Origin of the sequence: Mesorhizobium sp. B4-1-1, assembly GCF_006439375.1 — a bacterium.
In the GTDB taxonomy this organism is placed as follows: domain Bacteria; phylum Pseudomonadota; class Alphaproteobacteria; order Rhizobiales; family Rhizobiaceae; genus Mesorhizobium.
The window spans coordinates 11,132-29,191 of record NZ_VFTH01000006.1 but is presented as its reverse complement, the minus strand read 5'-3'; the positions used below and the strand labels follow the sequence as shown (position 1 = coordinate 29,191).

Here is an 18,060-nt window from a genome sequence, read left to right as displayed (position 1 = left end):
GGCCATGCATAAACTCGAACGTCTCCTGCGCCCGAAATCGATCGCCGTGTTCGGCGGGGCGCAGGCCGCCGCCGTCGTGGCGCAATCGATCAAGATGGGATTTGCCGGCGAAATCTGGCCGGTGCATCCGACCAAGGACGAGGTCGCCGGCCGCAAGGCCTACCGCTCCGTCGCCGACCTGCCCGGCGCGCCGGACGCCGCCTTTGTCGGCGTCAACCGGCACCTCACCATCGAGGTGATCAAGGCGCTGGCCGAGCGCGGCGCCGGCGGCGCCGTCTGCTTTGCCGCCGGCTTCCTCGAGACCGAGGCCTATGACGAGGATGGCGAGCGGCTGCAGGCCGAACTCGTTGCCGCCGCCGGCCAGATGCCGATCATCGGCCCGAACTGCTACGGCCTGATCAACTATGCCGACGGCGCGTTGTTGTGGCCCGACCAGCATGGCGGCATCCGCCTGGCCGAGGGCGGCAAGGGCGTCGCCATCATCACGCAATCCTCCAACATCGCCATCAACATGACGATGCAGAAGCGCGGCCTGCCGATCGCCTTCCTGATGACGGCTGGCAACCAGGCGCAGACCGGCCTGTCGGAAATGGCGCTCGGCCTGATCGAGGACGAGCGCGTCACCTCGCTCGGCCTGCATATCGAGGCTTTCGACTCGGTAGCCGGCTTCGAAAGGCTGGCGGCGCGCGCCCGCGAGCTGGAGAAGCCGATCATCGCCATGAAGGTCGGCCGCTCGGAGCAGGCGCGGCAGGCGACCGTCTCGCATACCGCCTCGCTGGCCGGCTCGGACGCCGCATCCGGCGCGTTCCTGAAGCGGCTCGGCATTGCGCGTGTCGATTCCATCCCGGCCTTCATCGAGGCGCTGAAGCTGCTGCACATCACCGGGCCGCTGCCCGGCTACAAGCTGTCCTCGATGAGCTGCTCAGGCGGCGAGGCTTCCGTGATGGCCGACAGCGCCGAGGGGCGCTGGGTGCATTTCCCGGCCCTGGCGGCCGAGCACCGTGCCCATGTCAAATCGACGCTCGGACCGCTGGTCGCGGTCGCCAATCCGCTCGACTACCACACCTTCATCTGGAACAACGAGCCGGCGATGACGGCCACCTTCACCGCCATGGTGTCGGGCGGTTTCGACCTCAACATGCTGGTGCTGGACTTCCCGCGCCCCGACCGTTGCTCGGACGTCGACTGGTGGGCGACGCTGCGCGCCTTCGAGGCGGCATTGAAGACCAACAAGGCGCAAGGCGCGATCGTCTCGTCGCTGCCGGAAAACTTACCTGAGGAATACACCGCCGGGCTGATGGCGCGCGGCATGGTGCCGTTGTTCGGCATTTCGGAGGCCATGGACGCCGCGCAGGCCGCCGCCTTCATCGGCTGGGCCTGGCGCGAGCCGCAGGCGCAGCCGGTCGACACCACGGCGGCGGGCGCGTCGGAAGCCGAGCGTGTGACGCCGGACGAGGCCGAAGCCAAGGAAAGGCTGATCAAGGCCGGCCTGCCGGTGCCGAAGGGCGAACGCGCTTCCAACGCGGTCGAGGCGGTGATCTCGTCGATGACGCTGGGCTTCCCGGTGGCGCTGAAGGCGCTCGGCGTCACGCACAAGTCGGAAGTCGGCGCCGTCAGGCTGAACCTCAAGGACGCCGAGTCCGTCAGCGCCGCCGCGCATGACCTTCTGCCGCTCGGCACCGGGCTCTATGCCGAGCGCATGGTGCGCGACGGCGTCGCCGAGCTGATCGTCGGCTTCACCCGCGATCCGATGTTCGGCGTGGTGATGACGCTCGGCACGGGCGGCGTGCTGGTCGAGCTTCTGCGCGATAGCGTGACCCTGATGCTGCCGGCGACGCGCGACGACATCGAGGCGGCGCTGCGTGGATTGAAGCTCTATCCGCTCCTCGAAGGCTATCGCGGCCGGCCGAAGGCCGATGTCCAGGCGGCCATCGACGCCATCGCCGGCATTGCCGACTTCGTCCAGAAGAACGAAGGCGAGATCGAGGAACTCGACATCAACCCGCTGATCGTCTGCGCCGAAGGCAAAGGCGCCTGGATCGCGGATGCCCTGCTGGTGCTTGGAGAAAAGAAGAATGGCTGAAATCATCACCACCCGCCGCGAGGGCACGATCCTCGAGGTCACGCTAGACCGGCCGAAGGCCAACGCCATCGACCTGAAGACATCGCGGCTGATGGGCGAGACCTTCAGGGCGTTCCGGGACGATCCCGACCTGCGCGTCGCGATCGTCAAGACCGCAGGCGACAAGTTCTTCAGCGCCGGCTGGGACCTGAAGGCGGCCGCCGCCGGCGACGCGGTCGACGGCGATTACGGCGTCGGCGGCTTTGCCGGACTGCAGGAGCTGCGCGACCTCAACAAGCCGGTGATCGCCTGCGTCAACGGCATGGCGGTAGGCGGCGGCTTCGAGCTGGCGCTGTCCTGCGACCTCATCTACGCCTCGGACCATTCCTCCTTCGCGCTGCCGGAGATCCGTGCGGGCACGCTGGCCGACGCAGCCACCATCAAGCTGCCGAAGCGCATCCCCTACCACATCGCCATGGACCTCCTGTTCACCGGCCGCTGGATGGATGTCGCCGAAGCGCATCGCTGGGGCCTGGTCAACGAAGTGCTGCCCAAGGACAAGCTCGAAGAGCGCGTCTGGGAGATCGCAAGGCTCTTGGCCAACGGCCCGCCGCTGGTGTTCGCCTCGATCAAGGAGACGGCGCGCGTGGCCGAGGCGCTGACCTTCCAGGACGCGATGAACAAGGTGACACGCCGGCAATTGCCGACGGTCGACGCGCTCTATGGCTCCGAAGACAATATGGAGGGGTTCCGGGCGTTCGCGGAAAAGCGCGACCCGGTGTGGAAGGGAAAGTGACGCTGCGGAGATGATGGCGCGAGGCACCCCTCTCTGCCCTGCCGGGCATCTCTTCCGCAAGGGGGGAGATTGGCAGTGTCGGCGCCGGCGCTCACCTTCCCCCGCTGGAGATTGGCGAAGGCAAATGCGACATCCGATCTCCCCCCTTGCGGGGGAGATGGCCGGCAGGCCAGAGGGGGGTGACCGGGCTGAACCTCTCCAGTCGGTCCAATCGCCATGACCGACTACAAGACCCTGATCGATGCCGAGACCTGGGCCTTCATCGAGAAGACCAATTCCTATTATCCGCCGGACACGATCGACTACACGATCATCCAGCAGCGCGCGATCTATGACCGGATGTGCCGGGAGTTCTTTGCCGGCTATCCGCAAGGCGTGACCGCCGAGACGACAAGCATCGCCAACAGCATCCCAATCCGCATCTATCGCTACGCCACGCCGAACACTGCCGCCATGGTCCTCTATCTCCATGGCGGCGGCTTCATCCTCGGCGGGCTGGACAGCCATGACGACGTCTGCGCCGAGCTTTGCGCCCGCACCGGCTTCGAGGTGGTCTCGGTCGATTACCGGCTGGCGCCGGAAAATCTGCATCCGGCCGCCTTCGACGACGCGATGGACGCTTTCGAATGGGCCGCCAGGACCTATGACCGCCCTATCGTGCTTTGCGGCGACAGCGCCGGCGGCAATCTCTGCGCGGCGACAGCGCATGCGACGCGCGGCCATGCGAAGAAGCCGGCCGGCCAGATGCTGATCTATCCCGGCCTTGGCGGCGACCATTCGCGCGGCTCCTACGTCACCCATGCCGAGGCGCCTATGCTGACGGTGCGCGACCTCGATTTCTACAAGCATATCCGCACCGGCGGCGTGGACCGGACCGGCGATATCACGCTCTACCCGCTCGCCGACGCCGATTTCGCCAATTTGCCGCCGACGGTGCTGATCACCGCCCAGTGCGACCCGCTGTCTTCCGACGGCGAGGCCTATCGCGACCGCATCGTCGCGGCCGGCGGACGCGCCACCTGGTTCGAGGAGCCTGGCCTTGTGCACGGCTATCTCCGAGCCCGGCATATGGTCGGCCGGGCACGGACGAGCTTCACCCGCATTGTCGAGGCGGTATCGGCGCTCGGCCGGGGCAGCTGGATCTGGTAACGCCCCGGCGGCCCAGGAACGCTTTCCGCTCCGCCATCCGCAAATGAACCTTTCCCTGCCTGACAGCGACTGATGGCCAGGCGCCGCAATGTTGCGGCCCGGAAAGGGAAAGCCCCATGACCAGAAACCCAGAGACTCCGTGGTCTCCGGGAACAACGGGAGTCCAGCGCGATCACCGCCCTCGGGAAGGGGTCGACGCGCTGGGCTTTCGGCTGATTCCGTTGACCATGCATAGGCGCAGGCGTATCCTCACCAAGAGGAAAGCAGACAATTCGATCGGGGAAGAACGTGCCGCAACGCCGCGCCTTGCCCTGGTTGGCGCGACAAGACCGGATGTTCCTTCCTGCGGCTTCGGGGGGAGTTCAATGTCTGGCGGTCGCGGCTCGTTCGTGCGTTCTCGTGGCGGCCGTCTGCGCCGCGCAATAGCAACGACCAGTGGAATTCTTGCCGTGGCGCTGTCCGCCAGCCTCTGGCTCGGCGGCGTTGCGAAGGCGCAGGAAACGCAGATCATCTATCCCGGATCGATAGCGGTCACCGGCTTCCCCGGCACCGTGATCCCCGATTTCGATCAGGGCTTGCCGCCCGGCGCCGATCCGGTCGACGAGACCTTCATCGACACCTCGCGGGCGTCCTTGCGCATTTTCGACGTCTCGCACCTCGGCGGGCCTGCCTCGGGCCAACTCGTCTTCACGCCGCCGCCCTTCGAGGTGACGGCTGGGCAGATCGGCGAGGTGTTCGGACTGACCTATGACGATGGCGTGCGTGATGGCGTGCCGTCGGGCATTCCCAATCTTTATGCCGCCGCGACCTCGCTGCATGGCGTCGAGATCGTCACGCCGGACGCCGACGACGACGGGCGTCCGGAGCGGCAGCGTCGCGGCGCCGCCGGCGCCACCTTCATGGACGGCCAGTTCGGCACCGAGAATGGCGGCGGTCCAGGCACGATCTGGAGGATCGACGGCATCACGGGCGCCGTCTCGAAATTTGCCGACATCGACACCAACAGCGGACCGGGCATCGGCAACCTCGCCTTCGATCCCATCCACCGCCAGTTCTTCGCCTCGGATCTCGACACCGGCCTGATCCATCGGATCGACGCCACCGGCCATCTGATCGACACGTACGACCATGGTGTCGCCGGCCGCCCGGCGCATGGGCTTGGCCCCATCGCCGACGATGGCGCGGTCATGGACATCCAGGGCGCGGCCTTCGATACAGAAGACCCCGAGACCTGGGGCTATACGCAGGACGAGCGCCGTGTCTGGGCGGTCTCCTATCATGGCGGCCGGCTCTATTATTCGGTCGGCGAAAAATCCGAGATCTGGTCGGTCGGCATCGCGCGCGACGGCACGTTCGCCGGCGATCCGCGTTGGGAACTGACGGTCAGGGCGGAGAAGGATTACGCTGTCACCGACATCGCCTTCGACAACAAGGGCTTCATGTATCTCGCCCAACGCGGCCCGGTCGAAAACCGTTACGATTACAGCCGCTTCGCCGATTCCGGCAAAGGCGAGCTGATCCGCTACTGGCGCGAGGACCCGGACGATCCGGCGACGGAATCGGCCTGGGTCGAGGTGCCGCAGGAATACGCGGTCGGCTTTCCGCAAGGCAACCGCCAGTCGGCCGGCGGCGTCGACCTGCAATATGGCTATGACGCCGACGGCAATATCGACACCAGCGTCTGCACCGAGACCGCCGTCAACACCGGCGACAAGTTGCGCGACAATCCCGCGCTTGCCGAGCGCCTCGCCGCCGGCGGGCCGCTTGCCGTGCACGGCGTGCAGTTGACGCCGAGCGCGCTGGTCAAGCCGGCGAACGTTCCGCCCTTCGGCTCGTGGTTCGTCGACTTCGACGGCTATTTCGAAGACCCGGAGGTCGAAGGCCATGTCGGCGACATAAGGGTCTGGCGCCCCTGCGAAGGCCGCGCCGGCTATTATGAGGAAATCCCCGGCGGCTATCTGCCTCCGTTCTATCCGCCCGACTTCCCGCCGCCCGGCAATCTGCCGCCCTGCGTCGACGTCGAGGATGTGCACTATTATTGCACGCCGCGCGGACTTCGGGCCGAACTCTATCTCCATGACCATGCCGGCTTTGGCGGCGATTCGATCAAGGCGCAGTCCAGGACGCCCGGTGTCGGGGTATCGACCCCTATGTCGCATGTTCCGGGCAAGCCCTACGCGGTCGACATCACCGGCCATGATCCTGGCGACACCGTCAATGTCGGGCTCTGCTTCTATCGCAGGTCCGACCAGGACAAGGGCGGCTACTACCCTTGCTGCAAGATGACGCTGCCGCTCAGAACGCCAGCCGTCAGCTGCGAACGTTGAGGAGGGACAGATGACAAATCTCGCCCTTTCCCACCTCGCTTCGCGCAACACGAAAACCGTCATGGAGACGATCATGAAACCCCTGTCATACGCCAGGCGCGGCGCGCGCTGGCTGATGGCGGCCGGTATCGCGGTCGCCATGATGCCGGCGCTGCCGGCGCTTGCCGAAGACACCGCGCCGGCCAAGCTCACCGAAGTCGCCGGACCGGAGCCCAGGCTCGACCTGGACAATCCGCGCATCGTCAACCCCGAACCCGGCCGCATCGTGCCCTTCTTCACCAAGACGGGCGGCCAGCGCGGCTGCGACTATGTCTACTATACGCTGACCTTTGGCCTGCGCGGCAATGCGCAAGCCTTCGCCAATCCGGCTTTGGCCAACGCACTGAAGAACGCCAGGATCGAGTTCAAGGACCAGCTTCCGCATGGTCTGAAGATCGTCAACCTGAATGTGACCGGCGACGGCACGGATGCTGGCGGCGGCCCGCTGCCGGCGGCCGCGATCAGCAGCTCGGCCAATCCCGACGACACTGCGACGGTTTCCGATTTCCGGATTTCCGCCGACGATCTCGACGGCTCGGGCGCGCCGAACGAGCGTGTCATCACCTTCCGCATCCTGGCCAAGATCGACCTGGCGGCCTTTCCCGCGCCGGCCAATGTCGACAACCAGGGTCAGATCAAGGTGTCGATGGGAGGCGGCCCGGCAACCGTCATCCCGTCGCAGGACCCGAGCAAGCCGGACGACGGCGACTTCCTGACCGGCGCCAAGACGACGACCCATATCGACGTCACCAAGTGCAACCCGCCGCCACCTCCCGGCAAGGAATGCTTCAAGGTCGAGCACGGCACGGTCGACTGCGTGCCCGGCGGCGGCGCCTTCATCTACCACATGCCGGTCGGCCCGGAGATGGGCGGCAAGCGGGTGCAGGTGTCGACGACGACGCCCGGCATCACCATCGTTCCCGACACGCAAAAGGTACCGGTCGGCGGCGGCGTGCTGAACTGGAAGATCATCGGCGCCTCGCCCGGCGAGGCCATCCATCTCGTCGTCACCGGCATCGAAACCTATGCCGGGCCGAAGGAAGGCTGGGGGCTCTGCTGCACGCAGGTCATCGACATCGTCATCCCGCGTGATCTGAGATGCCCGCCGAAAGACAAGGAGCCGGACCTCAAGGTCGAGAAGCACGCCGACGTGCCACGCTGCACGATGGCCGGCGGCTGCGACTTCACCATCACCGTCACCAATGTCGGCGACGCGCCCTATAACGGCAAGATCGTGCTCGACGAGGTGACGCTGCCGGCAGGCTCCGTGCTGGCCTCCGGGCCGAACGCGCCCTGGGTCTGCGTGCCCGGCACGACGCCGATGACCTGCACCTATCCGCCGACCACGCTCAACCCCGGCGCTTCCGTCAACCTCAAGCTTGGATTCAAGCCCGCGGGCGGGTGGCAGGGCAGCGTGCTGCGCAACTGCGCCGCCTATGACTACCAAGCCAGCGGCAAGCCGCTGTTCGGCAGCCAGCAGAACGACCGCGGCTGCGCTTCGATCCCGATCTGCCGCCGTGGCGACCGCGATCCGCAGTGCCAGCCTCCGGTCGAAAAGAAGGTCGACCTGATCCTGAAGAAGCGCGCCCGCGTACCGGTCTGCACGCCGGACGGCGTGTGCTTCTTCGTGATCGACGTCATCAACAACGGCAGCAACACCTATAACGGGCCGCTGACGGTGATCGACAACTACCCCGGCGGTGCGCCCACCTCGTCGACCTTCGGGCCGAGCCCGCCGTGGAGCTGCGGACCGAACGGGCCCGGACAGTTCCGCTGCGACAATGCCGGCATCTCGCTGCCTCCGGGCGCGTCGACGCCGATCATCGTCAAGGCGGTAATGCCGGCAAACTACCGGCCGGATACGGTGGAGAACTGCGCCGAGGTGAAGGCCATTCCCGGCGAGGTCGACCTCGCCAACAACAAGGCCTGCGCCATCGAGCGCATCCGCCATCCGAATGGCGGCCAGCCTGGCCTGCGCATCACCAAGACCTGCGGCGGCGATCAGCTCGTGCGCGCCGGAATGGTCGCTTGCCGCATCACCATCAGCAATGCCGGCACCGCGGCTCCCACCGGACCGGTGCGGGTCAACGATGCCGCGGCCCTGGTGTCGGGCGGCGCTCCGGTGCAGATCCAGACCGTCGCCCCGGACGGCCCGGAATGGAACTGCGGACCAGTGCCTGCCAACACGCTGTCGTGCCAGATTCCCGGCGCCGTGATGACACCCGGAACCTCCAGGCACTTCGACGTGACGGTGAGCGGGAATGGCGCGTTCGAAAACTGCGCGCGCGGCTCCTTCGGGCCGGCGCCGGGCGACGACATCGTCTACCCGATCGGCCAGGCTTGCGCGAAGGGCGGCGGCGCCTCGACCATTCGTGTCGAGAAGACCGGCGATGCCGAGTGCCAGCCGGGAGTACCCTGCTCGTTCAAGATCACCATCACGAATGATGGGCCAAACCCCTTCTCCGGTCCGGTCCGCATCGGCGATGCGATCGGCGTGGAAGGGCTCGGCCGGCTGGAAGACGTTCAGATCACCTCGATCGATCCGCCCTTCGGCTGCTCGCCGGAGCCGACGACGCTGCCTCTATCCTGCATCGCCGACCTGACGCTGGGGGCAGGCGAAAGCCGCACCCACCACGTCACCGTGATCCTTCCCGAGGACGGGCGTCTTGCCGATCTGCAGGGTTCGGTCAACGGCCAGAACTGCGTCGGCGTGCTTCCTCCGAACACGCCGGTGCAAGGCGGCGGCGACGGGCTGTCGCGCGACCTGACCACCAGCCAGGGCGATCGCGGCAAGGCCTATTCATGCCACCCCTTCACCATCAGGCATGAGGTGAAGAAACAGTGCTCGGATGGGCTGGTGCTGAACTCGGCCGGCCGTTGCGCCTGCCCGGACGGCACCACCTTCCGCAATGGCCAGTGCTCAGGCGGCGGCACCAAGCTCTTGCCGCTGCCCGTGCCGCCGCGCTGCGTGCTGCTGCAGGGCCAGATCCGCACCGTGGACGGACGCTGCGTCTGCCCGCGCGGCACCGATCTGGAGAACGGCAAGTGCGTGCGGGGCGAAGAGCCGCAGGAACCGGAATGCACGCTGCGTCCCGGCCAATACCGCGACCAGGACGGCAATTGCGTCTGCCGCCGCGGCGAGCTGGTCAACGGCGTATGCCAGGTCATTCCGCCGAAATGCACGATCCGTGGCGCGGTGCCGACTTCGAACGGCAACGGCTGCACCTGCCCGGACGGCACACATCTCGACCGGGTGGCCAAGGCCTGCGTGCCCGACAGGCAGCCACCCGCCCAGTGCCGCATCCGGGGCCAGTCCCGCAATGCCGATGGCGATTGCGTCTGCCCGATCCGCACGGAAGTCCGTGACGGCGCCTGCCGGCCGATCGTGTCGAGGCAATGCCCGATCCGCGGCCAGGTGCGCGACGCCAACGGCAACTGCGCCTGCCCGGATGGCCTGGAGGTGCAGGGCAAAGCCTGCAGGCCGCCAAAGCCGAAGCAGGAGCAGTGCACCATTCGCGGTCAGGTCCACAACAAGCGGGGCGACTGCGTCTGCCCGCGTGGCACCGAAATCCGCGACGACGCCTGCCGCAAGCCGCAACAGGAATGCGCGCCGGGCTCGCGCTACATCGACGGCCAGTGCCAGCCCGTGCTGACCAAGCGGCGCTGCCCGGTCGGCACGACCGGACGGTTCCCGGACTGCACGCCAATCCGCAGGCGGCCGGGCATCGAGATCAACCCCGGCATCCTGCTCAACCCGAACGTGCTGCAGCAACTGGTGCCGCAGCGCCAGCCGCGGCGCGTGCCGCAGGATCCGGCGGGCGCCAACATCCAGAACTTCAAGCCGTAATCTTGCAGCCGGAGACCTAGACCCGCCGGAGCGATCCGGCGGGTTTGCTTTTCCACATCGAAGACAGCCCTGTGGCAAGCGGGCCGATGCGCCTGTCGAAAACATGCTTCCCCTTGGCCGGATCATGGTCTAGCGCGTCGCTGAAGCGGATTCAGGCGACGCGCTTTAAGCCTTTGTTTTCATGCATGTGGTTATCGCAAAGCCGCTGCACACTTCTGCGCGACATGCATTAGCGCGTTTCACCGTTTCACGGAAACGGCGAACCCTCTATCTCCTTGTTTTGACGCAATTCCGGACGGAAAACCGCTCGCACTTTTCCTGGAATTGCTCTAGGCAATCGCCCTGACAGGCGCGACTTACGCGCGCAGGACTGCCGGGAGAATTTGCGCCATGAGCAAGAAGACCCTGATCGCGCCATCGGTGCTGGCTTCGGATTTCTCCAAGCTCGGCGATGAGGTCGAGGCCGTCGCGGCGGCCGGCGCCGACTGGATCCATCTCGACGTGATGGACGGCCATTTCGTGCCCAACATCACCTTCGGCCCGCCGGTGATCAAGGCGATCCGCAACCGCACCAAGGCCTTCTTCGACTGCCATCTGATGATTGCGCCGGCCGATCCTTACCTGGCGGCCTTCGCCGAAGCCGGCTGCGACGGCATGACGGTTCACGCCGAGGCCGGGCCGCATCTCGACCGTTCGCTGCAGACCATCAAGAGCCTTGGCAAGAAGGCCGGCGTCTCGCTCAACCCGGCGACGCCGGAAACGGCGATCGAGTATGTGCTCGACCGGCTCGACCTCATCCTGATCATGACCGTCAATCCGGGCTTCGGCGGACAGGCCTTCATCCCGGCGATTGTCGACAAGGTGAAACGGGTCAAGGCGCTGATCGGCAGCCGGCCGATCCACATCGAGATCGACGGCGGCGTTTCGGCCGAAACGGCGCCGCTGGTGACCGCGGCCGGCGCCAATGTGCTGGTGGCGGGCGCCGCTGTCTTCAAGGGCGGCAGCGTCGAAGCCTACAGGGCAAATATCGAAGCAATTCGAACGGCCGCCGACAGGGCCGCCAGTTAAACGTATAACTGCCCCACCTCTCGCCTGAGTTGCATAACCGCGGCAATTGAACGACTGTTCGATATATGGGGCGACGCGGGAATATCGGCTTTTCCCCGAGATTCTACTTTATTCGATGAATAGAGGGCCTGCCTTGTCTTAAAGTCGAATATCGTCATCTTCCGCTTGAGGTGCCGTTGCCCGGCTGTATGATACATGTACGGGAATTGCTTCGCCGCGGGGCCCTGGCAAACCAGGGGCAAAGCAACAGGAGTTCGATTGACAAACGGAAACACCGAGCCGGGCGAGAGCAAGGGCGCCAAAAGCACGCTTGCCAGTTCGGTCTACCAGCAACTCCGCGACGACTTGCTGCGCGGAGCTCTGGAGTCCGAGACGAAACTGCGTGTCGAATGGGTCGTTTCCCGCTATGGCGCCGGCGCCTCGCCGGTGCGCGAGGCCCTCAACCGCCTGGCCGCCGAGGGCCTGCTCGGACGTCACGACCAGCGCGGCTTCTTCCTGATGCCGGTCAGCGCCGCGGAGCTGGAGGAGTTGACGCGTACGCGCTGCTGGCTGGAGGAGCAAGCGCTGCGCGAATCCATTGCGCACCGCACCGCCGAATGGGAAGAGCAGCTGGTGCTGGCCCTGCACCGCCTCGCGCGCGCCGAGCGCCGCCTGCCGGAAGACCCGGCAACCAACAATCCGGAATGGGAGAAGCTGCACCGCGCCTTCCATCGCGCGCTGATCGCGGCGTGCCGGTCGCATTGGTTGATCGGCTTTTGCGATCAGCTTTCCGATCAGGCTTCGCGCTACCGCCTGATCTCGCAAAACGAGCCGGGCATGGGACGCGACGATCTTGGCGAGCACCGGATAATTGCCGAGCGCACGCTGGATGGCGACGCCGACGGCGCGGTCGAGGCGCTTCTCAATCATTACCGCCTCACCGCGGCGATGTGCATGGAACGCCTCGCGCAGGGTTATGATCCGAAGGCCGGCGTCAGCAAAGGGCGCCGCAGATAACTGCCGCGCCGTTTTTGCTCCAGCCGCCAAATCTGGTATTCGCTCGGGCAGCGCAACGCCTGGGCCATTCGGCGTGCGCTCTATTTCCTGTTTTGACGCAATTCCGGACGGAAAGCCGCACACACTTTTCCTGGAATTGTTCTAGAGGACATTTTCATGACCAATCATCTCTTCGGCGCTTTCCGTTCCCATATGCCGGCGCCGGGCCGGCTGCTGATGGAGACGGATGACGGCCGTTCGATCACCTATGGCGACATGCTGGCGGAGTCGGCGCAACTGGCGCATGCGCTGGTGCAGGCAGGCGTCGAGCCCGGAAACCGTGTCGCCGTCCAGGTCGAGAAGAGCCCGGAGGCGGCGCTGCTCTATCTCGCCTCGTTGCGCGCCGGCGCGGTCTTCCTGCCGCTCAACACCGCCTACACGCTGCCGGAGCTCGACTATTTCTTCCGCGACGCCGAGCCGAGGCTGATCGTGTGCGATCCGGACCGTCTTTCGGGCGTCGAGCCGCTTGCCGCATCGATCGGCGCGACGGTGCTCACGCTCGGCCGCGACGGGCAGGGAACGCTCGCCAGCCAGGCTTCGCGGCAGGCGACGGATTTCAGCGATGTCGCGCGCGGGCCGGACGATCTTGCCGCTATCCTCTATACGTCCGGCACGACCGGCCGTTCCAAGGGCGCGATGCTCAGCCACGAGAACCTTGCTTCCAATGCCCGCGTGCTGGTGGAGCAGTGGCGCTTCGGCGCCGACGACGTGCTGATCCATGCGCTGCCGATCTTCCACACGCACGGCCTGTTCGTCGCCACCAACGTCATCCTGATGGCCGGCGCGACAATGTTCTTCGAGCAGAAATTCGACCCGGCGCGCATCCTGTCGCTGATGCCGCGCGCGACCGCGCTGATGGGCGTGCCGACCTTCTATGTACGGCTGTTGCAGCAGCACGGCTTGACGCGCGAAGCGGCCAGCGCCATCCGGGTCTTCATCTCCGGCTCGGCGCCGCTGCTCGCCGAGACGCACAAGGCCTGGCGCGAGCGCACTGGCCACGCCATCCTCGAGCGCTACGGCATGACCGAGACCAACATGAACACGTCCAATCCTTATGACGGCGAGCGGCGCGCCGGCACGGTCGGGTTCCCCTTGCCCGGCGTCTCGCTGCGCGTCACCGATCCCGAGACGGCCAGGCCGCTGGCCCAGGGTGAGATCGGCATGATCGAGGTCAAGGGCCCGAACGTCTTTGCCGGCTATTGGCGCATGCCCGAAAAGACCAGGGCCGAGTTTCGCGACGACGGCTTCTTCATCACCGGCGACCTCGGCCTGATCGATGCCGACGGCTATGTCCACATCGTCGGGCGCGGCAAGGACCTGATCATCTCGGGCGGCTACAATGTCTATCCGAAGGAGATCGAGAGCGAGATCGACGCGCTTGATGGCGTCGGGGAAAGCGCGGTGATCGGCGTCGCCCATCCGGATTTCGGCGAAGGCGTCACCGCGGTCGTGGTGCGCAAGCCGGGATCGGCGATCAGCGCGGCCGACATTGCCGGCGCCATCGCCGGCCGGCTGGCGAAATACAAGCATCCGAAGCAGGTGATCTTCGTCGACGAGTTGCCGCGCAACACGATGGGCAAGGTGCAGAAGAACGTGCTGCGCGAGACGTACAAGGATATCTATGCGGCGCGCGTAGCCGGCTAACGATTATCGAGCCGCAGGCCTCGAAGCGACGCGCGCAGACCCTAGGATGACGAAAATCGCGGAGGTTACGCCCCAAAAACCTTCTTGCCGCCGATCCAGACGTTCCTGACATCCAGCCCCTCCGACAGGCCGACAATGTCGGCGGCGGTGCCGTTGGCGAAACGGCCGAGGCGATGCGCCTGGCCGATAGCCTCGGCCGGATAGAGCGAGGCCATACGCAAGGCCTCGTCGAGGTCGAGGCCGACGACGCGGTGGACGAAGCGGACGGCGGAAATCATGTCGAGATCGGCGCCGGCAAGCGTTCCGTCGGCAAGCCTGAGGCTGCCGTCCTTGCGGTAGATGGTGCGGCCGTTCAGCGTGAACGACGTCATGTCGGTGCCGATCGTTGCCATGGCGTCGGTGACCAGCACGATCTTGCCCGGCCCCTGCTTGCCGCGCAGCGCCAGGATCATCGTCGCGGGATGGACATGGATGCCGTCGGCGATGATGCCGGCGTACAGACCGCCGGTGTCGATCGCAGCACCCGCCAGACCCGGCTCGCGGTTGCCGATCTGGCTCATGGCGTTGAACAGATGCGTCACCACCGTGGCGCCGGCGCCGGCAAAGGCACTGGCGGTCGAATAATCGGTATCGCTATGGCCGAGGCTGACGACGACGCCGGCCTTGGCCAGCGCCGTGACACGGGACGGTTCGACCGATTCCGGGGCGATCGTGGTGAGCAGCACGGGAAGCTCGCTGCGCGCGGCGATCAGCGCCGCCTGGTCGGCGTCGGTCATCGGCCGGATCAGCGCCGGATCATGCGCGCCCTTGCGGGCTACGGAGAGATGCGGCCCTTCCAGATGCAGGCCGAGGAAGCCCGGCGCCTTTTCCCGCGCCGCCTCGGCGCCGGCGGCAATCGCCGCGGCGGTGATCGCCGGCGTGTCGGTGATCAGCGTCACCAGCAGCGCGGTGGTGCCGAAGGGCGCGTGCGCCCGGCAGATGGTCTCGATCGAGGCGACGTCGGGATGGTCGTTGAGCATCACGCCGCCGCCGCCATTGACCTGGATGTCGACGAAACCAGGAACCAGCAGGCCACCACCGGTCTCGACCGCCGGAACGCCGGACGGAATCGCGCCTGCGGGCAGGATGGCCTCGACCGCGTCGCCCTTGACGACAAGGGCGGCGTTGTCATGCCAGTCGGCGCCGTCGAAGATGCGGGCGCCGGCGAGTGCGAAACGGTCGCTCATACGGTTTCCGTCACTTTGCGCAGGTTGCGCGGCGTGTCGGGGTCGAGGCCGCGATGGCGCGCGAAGGCCTCGACGAAGCCGTAGAAGGACACGATCAGCGGCAGCGGGTCGGTCAGCGGGTGGCCGGTGGCGACATGCGGCAGGAGTTTCGCGGCCTTCGCCTTGTCGGAGGTGATGAAGGCGGCCGCGCCCTTGGCCGTCAGCCCGTCGGCCGCCTCGGCGACCGAGGGTTCGGACGCATCGCGCGCGGCAAGCGCCAGAACCGGGAAGCCGGGTCCGACCAGCGCCAACGGCCCATGCATGACCTCGGCGGCGCTGTAGGCCTCGGCGTGCATGGCGCAGGTTTCCTTGAATTTCAGCGCCGCCTCGCTGGCGATCGCGAAGGATGGGCCGCGGCCGAGGATGAACAGCGACCGCGGATTTTCCAACGCGCCGGCGAGCGCCATCCAGTCGCAGGCGATCGCCTTCTCGAAATGGCCAGGCAGGCCGGCGAGCGCCTTCAGCAACGGCTGGTCGTCGGTCGCATGCGCCATCAGCGCAAGGCCGGCGACGGCCGAATTGACGAAGGTCTTGGTGGCCGCGACGGAGCGTTCCGGCCCCGCCAGAATGTCGATGGCATAGTCCGAGGCGCGCGCCAGCGGCGAGTCGGCCGTGTTGGTGATGGCGACAGTGAGCGCTCCTCCGGCTCTTGCCGTTTCGGCCATGGCGACGATATCGGGGCTTTTGCCCGACTGCGAGACCGCCAGGCATGCGGAGCCGCGCAGCCTGAGCTTCGCGCCGTAAATGGACGCGATCGACGGCCCGACCGAGGCGACCGCAAGACCCGCCGTCAATTCGACGGCATATTTCATGAAGGTCGCCGCATGGTCGGATGAGCCGCGCGCCACGGTGACGACGAAATGCGGGTCGCGCTCGCGCAGGCCACGACCGGCCTCGGCCAGCGCCGAGGCCGAGCCGTCGAGAAGGCGGGCGGCGGCTTCAGGGATCTCATCGATCTCGCGCCGCATGTGGGTGGTGTTTGCCATCATGGCCGGATCTCCTCTCCCGGCCCAGTCAGCCGGAGTTCCGCGACGAAATCATAGGCGTCGCCCCTGTAGACCGAGCGGGTGAACTCGATCACCTTGCCGCTCGCCAGATAGGAAATGCGCTCGATCTGCAGACCGGCAACCCCCGGCGGCACTTCCAGCAGGCGCGCATCGGCGTCGCCGAGATTGGTGGCCGAGATGCGCTGCACGGCGCGTACCGGGCGATTGCCGGTCGTGCCCAGCGCCGCATAGAGCGAGGAGCCGATCGCCTCGGGGTCGGGCAGGACGCTGGCCGAGAGCGCGGCGCACTCGATCGCCAGCGGCGTGTCGTTGGCGATGCGCAGGCGCGCGACGCGCGCCACCAGCTCGGTCGAGGACAGGCCCAGCACCATCATCTCATCCGGCGACGGCGCATAGAGGCCGCGGTCGAGCCAGACGGAGCGCACGTTCATGCCGCGGCGCGCCATGTCCTCGGTGAAGGAGGTGAGCCGCGACAGCGATTGCTCGACGCGCTCCATGCGGGGAGCGACGAAGGTGCCCGAGCCATGACGCTGCACGAGGATGCCACCCTTTACCAGGTCCTGCACAGCCTTGCGCACGGTGACGCGCGAGATATCGGCCTTGCTGGCGATGTCGCGCTCGGACGGCAGCGCGTCGCCGGGGCCGATCAAGCCGCGATTGACAGCTTCCTCGATGCTGCGCCTGAGCTGCAGGTAAAGCGGCGCGCCGCTTTGCGAGGATTCTTTCAGCATGGCGAAAATCTGGTCGGCGGCGCTCATCGGCCGACCTCCGAACCCTTGGCGAAGACGCGCAAGGCCATCTGCACGGCGCCGCCGAGCGCGTCGTCGAGCGGAGCTTTCAGCAGCGCCTGATAGCGCGCCGACAGGCGCGGCGCGTAAAGCGGCGCCAGGCCGCCCAGCAGGCAAAGCGGGGCATCTTCGGCGAGATCGAGCGCGCCGAGCGAAGCCTCGACATCGGCCACCGCCTTGCCGAGGATCCAGTTGGCGACGAGATCGCCCTTTTCGGCATGGTCGAAGACCTTTGGCGCGAAGCCACCGAAATCGCCCGGCTTGGCGTTGGTGGTGAATTCGACCACGTCTTCCGGATTGTTGCGGAAGACGGCGAGCATGGCGTCGGTCAAGGGGGAGCCGGGACGGATGCCGTCATAGGCAAGCAGCGTCTGCTCAAGCAGGTCGCGGCCGATGCGGGCGCCGCTGCCCTGGTCGCCGACCTGGAAACCCCAGCCGCCGATGGCGCGCGATTTTCCGCCCTTACGCGCCATATAGGCTGTGCCGGTGCCCAGGATGGCCATGGCGCCGTCGCCGGAACCGACCGCGCCTTCGAGCGCGATCTCGGCATCGGTTTCGACACGGCTTTGGCTGAAAGGCAGGATTGCCTCGAGCTGCTGCCGGTAGGTGCCGACATTGGCGCCGGCAAGACCAAGGATGGCAGGTGTCCGCGGGATCAGCTCCGGATCGTGGCCGGCGGCGAGGAAAGCCTGTCTCGCCGCTTCGACGATGTTGGCGCGGGCGCCGGTGAGATCGGTGCGGATGTTGGCGGCGCCGCTTTTGGCGCGGCCGACGACAGCGCCGTCGACGGTCGCAAGGGCCGCCCTGCAGCTGGTGCCGCCGCCATCGATGCCAAGCACGAATTTCACGCGATTTTCTCCTCGGTCGGGATAATACCAATAAAATACCAATAGCCAAGAGTTAATTTCGGTTCAAAAAAGATTAAGGCGTATTTTATTGAAAACCCACGATAATTTGCCGGCAAGCGACTTCCCTTACCTGAAATTCGTTAATGCGTGTGGACAAGTGGTATTTTTTTGGTATTGTTCGCTCA

12 protein-coding genes are annotated in these 18,060 nt (G+C 66.4%); 8 read left to right on the top strand and 4 right to left on the bottom strand.

Translation table 11 applies throughout. The features are described 5' to 3' along the window. The first annotated feature begins 4 nt into the window (after positions 1 to 4). The 8 genes from FJW10_RS10425 to FJW10_RS10385 all read left to right on the top strand — a co-directional run bounded on the left by FJW10_RS10425 (position 5) and on the right by FJW10_RS10385 (position 13,967). Positions 5 to 2,083, top strand: a complete 2,079-nt coding sequence (locus FJW10_RS10425) for an acetate--CoA ligase family protein (RefSeq protein WP_140900038.1) — start codon at positions 5 to 7, stop codon at positions 2,081 to 2,083. Continuing rightward, the gene (locus tag FJW10_RS10420; RefSeq protein WP_140900037.1) at positions 2,076 to 2,858 is read left to right on the top strand and encodes a carnitinyl-CoA dehydratase; all 783 of its coding nucleotides are present in this window, start codon (positions 2,076 to 2,078) and stop codon (positions 2,856 to 2,858) included. Before FJW10_RS10425 ends, FJW10_RS10420 begins: the two co-directional genes overlap by 8 nt. Before the next feature lie 216 nt (positions 2,859 to 3,074). Further along, on the top strand, positions 3,075 to 4,007 hold the full coding sequence (locus tag FJW10_RS10415) for an alpha/beta hydrolase (protein WP_140900036.1): 933 nt from the start codon (positions 3,075 to 3,077) through the stop codon (positions 4,005 to 4,007). Between the two features lie 365 nt (positions 4,008 to 4,372). Further along, positions 4,373 to 6,334 carry a hypothetical protein gene (locus FJW10_RS10410; protein WP_140900035.1) on the top strand — a complete coding sequence of 654 codons (1,962 nt, stop codon included), beginning with the start codon at positions 4,373 to 4,375 and terminating at the stop codon, positions 6,332 to 6,334. Positions 6,335 to 6,344: 10 nt separating this feature from the next. Continuing rightward, entirely contained in the window at positions 6,345 to 10,220 is a 3,876-nt protein-coding gene (locus FJW10_RS10405) for a DUF11 domain-containing protein (RefSeq protein ID WP_140900034.1), read from the top strand. 390 nt (positions 10,221 to 10,610) lie between these two features. Then, positions 10,611 to 11,288 (top strand): ribulose-phosphate 3-epimerase, encoded by a 678-nt coding sequence (gene rpe / locus FJW10_RS10395; RefSeq protein ID WP_140900033.1) that lies wholly within the window; start codon positions 10,611 to 10,613, stop codon positions 11,286 to 11,288. 258 nt (positions 11,289 to 11,546) lie between these two features. Further along, on the top strand, positions 11,547 to 12,284 hold the full coding sequence (locus FJW10_RS10390) for a GntR family transcriptional regulator (protein WP_246674198.1): 738 nt from the start codon (positions 11,547 to 11,549) through the stop codon (positions 12,282 to 12,284). Between the two features lie 156 nt (positions 12,285 to 12,440). Beyond that, the gene (locus FJW10_RS10385) at positions 12,441 to 13,967 is read left to right on the top strand and encodes a malonyl-CoA synthase (protein WP_140900031.1); all 1,527 of its coding nucleotides are present in this window, start codon (positions 12,441 to 12,443) and stop codon (positions 13,965 to 13,967) included. A 65-nt stretch (positions 13,968 to 14,032) separates the two neighbouring features. Here FJW10_RS10385 and nagA read toward each other — a convergent pair whose 3' ends face one another. Genes nagA through FJW10_RS10365 form a run of 4 tightly spaced genes read right to left on the bottom strand, consistent with a single transcriptional unit; the run spans position 14,033 to position 17,875 of the window. Beyond that, the gene (gene nagA, locus FJW10_RS10380) at positions 14,033 to 15,193 is read right to left on the bottom strand and encodes an N-acetylglucosamine-6-phosphate deacetylase (RefSeq protein WP_140900030.1); all 1,161 of its coding nucleotides are present in this window, start codon (positions 15,191 to 15,193) and stop codon (positions 14,033 to 14,035) included. Then, entirely contained in the window at positions 15,190 to 16,221 is a 1,032-nt protein-coding gene (locus tag FJW10_RS10375; protein ID WP_140900029.1) for an SIS domain-containing protein, read from the bottom strand. Before FJW10_RS10375 ends, nagA begins: the two co-directional genes overlap by 4 nt. Next, a complete protein-coding gene (locus FJW10_RS10370) occupies positions 16,218 to 16,997 on the bottom strand; it encodes a GntR family transcriptional regulator (RefSeq protein ID WP_140900028.1) in 780 nt (259 codons plus the stop codon). The genes FJW10_RS10375 and FJW10_RS10370 overlap by 4 nt, the downstream gene beginning before the upstream one ends. Further along, the gene (locus FJW10_RS10365; RefSeq protein WP_140659692.1) at positions 16,994 to 17,875 is read right to left on the bottom strand and encodes an N-acetylglucosamine kinase; all 882 of its coding nucleotides are present in this window, start codon (positions 17,873 to 17,875) and stop codon (positions 16,994 to 16,996) included. Before FJW10_RS10365 ends, FJW10_RS10370 begins: the two co-directional genes overlap by 4 nt. Positions 17,876 to 18,060 lie beyond the last annotated feature (185 nt).

Bases quoted from the DNA above. Each gene is read 5' to 3' on its own strand.
- FJW10_RS10410 (WP_140900035.1), top strand. From the start codon at position 4,373: ATGTCTGGCGGTCGCGGCTCGTTCGTGCGTTCTCGTGGCGGCCGTCTG.
- nagA (WP_140900030.1), bottom strand. From the start codon at position 15,193: ATGAGCGACCGTTTCGCACTCGCCGGCGCCCGCATCTTCGACGGCGCC.
- FJW10_RS10385 (WP_140900031.1), top strand. From the start codon at position 12,441: ATGACCAATCATCTCTTCGGCGCTTTCCGTTCCCATATGCCGGCGCCG.
- FJW10_RS10420 (WP_140900037.1), top strand. From the start codon at position 2,076: ATGGCTGAAATCATCACCACCCGCCGCGAGGGCACGATCCTCGAGGTC.
- FJW10_RS10425 (WP_140900038.1), top strand. From the start codon at position 5: ATGCATAAACTCGAACGTCTCCTGCGCCCGAAATCGATCGCCGTGTTC.
- rpe (WP_140900033.1), top strand. From the start codon at position 10,611: ATGAGCAAGAAGACCCTGATCGCGCCATCGGTGCTGGCTTCGGATTTC.
- FJW10_RS10370 (WP_140900028.1), bottom strand. From the start codon at position 16,997: ATGAGCGCCGCCGACCAGATTTTCGCCATGCTGAAAGAATCCTCGCAA.
- FJW10_RS10405 (WP_140900034.1), top strand. From the start codon at position 6,345: ATGACAAATCTCGCCCTTTCCCACCTCGCTTCGCGCAACACGAAAACC.
- FJW10_RS10415 (WP_140900036.1), top strand. From the start codon at position 3,075: ATGACCGACTACAAGACCCTGATCGATGCCGAGACCTGGGCCTTCATC.
- FJW10_RS10375 (WP_140900029.1), bottom strand. From the start codon at position 16,221: ATGATGGCAAACACCACCCACATGCGGCGCGAGATCGATGAGATCCCT.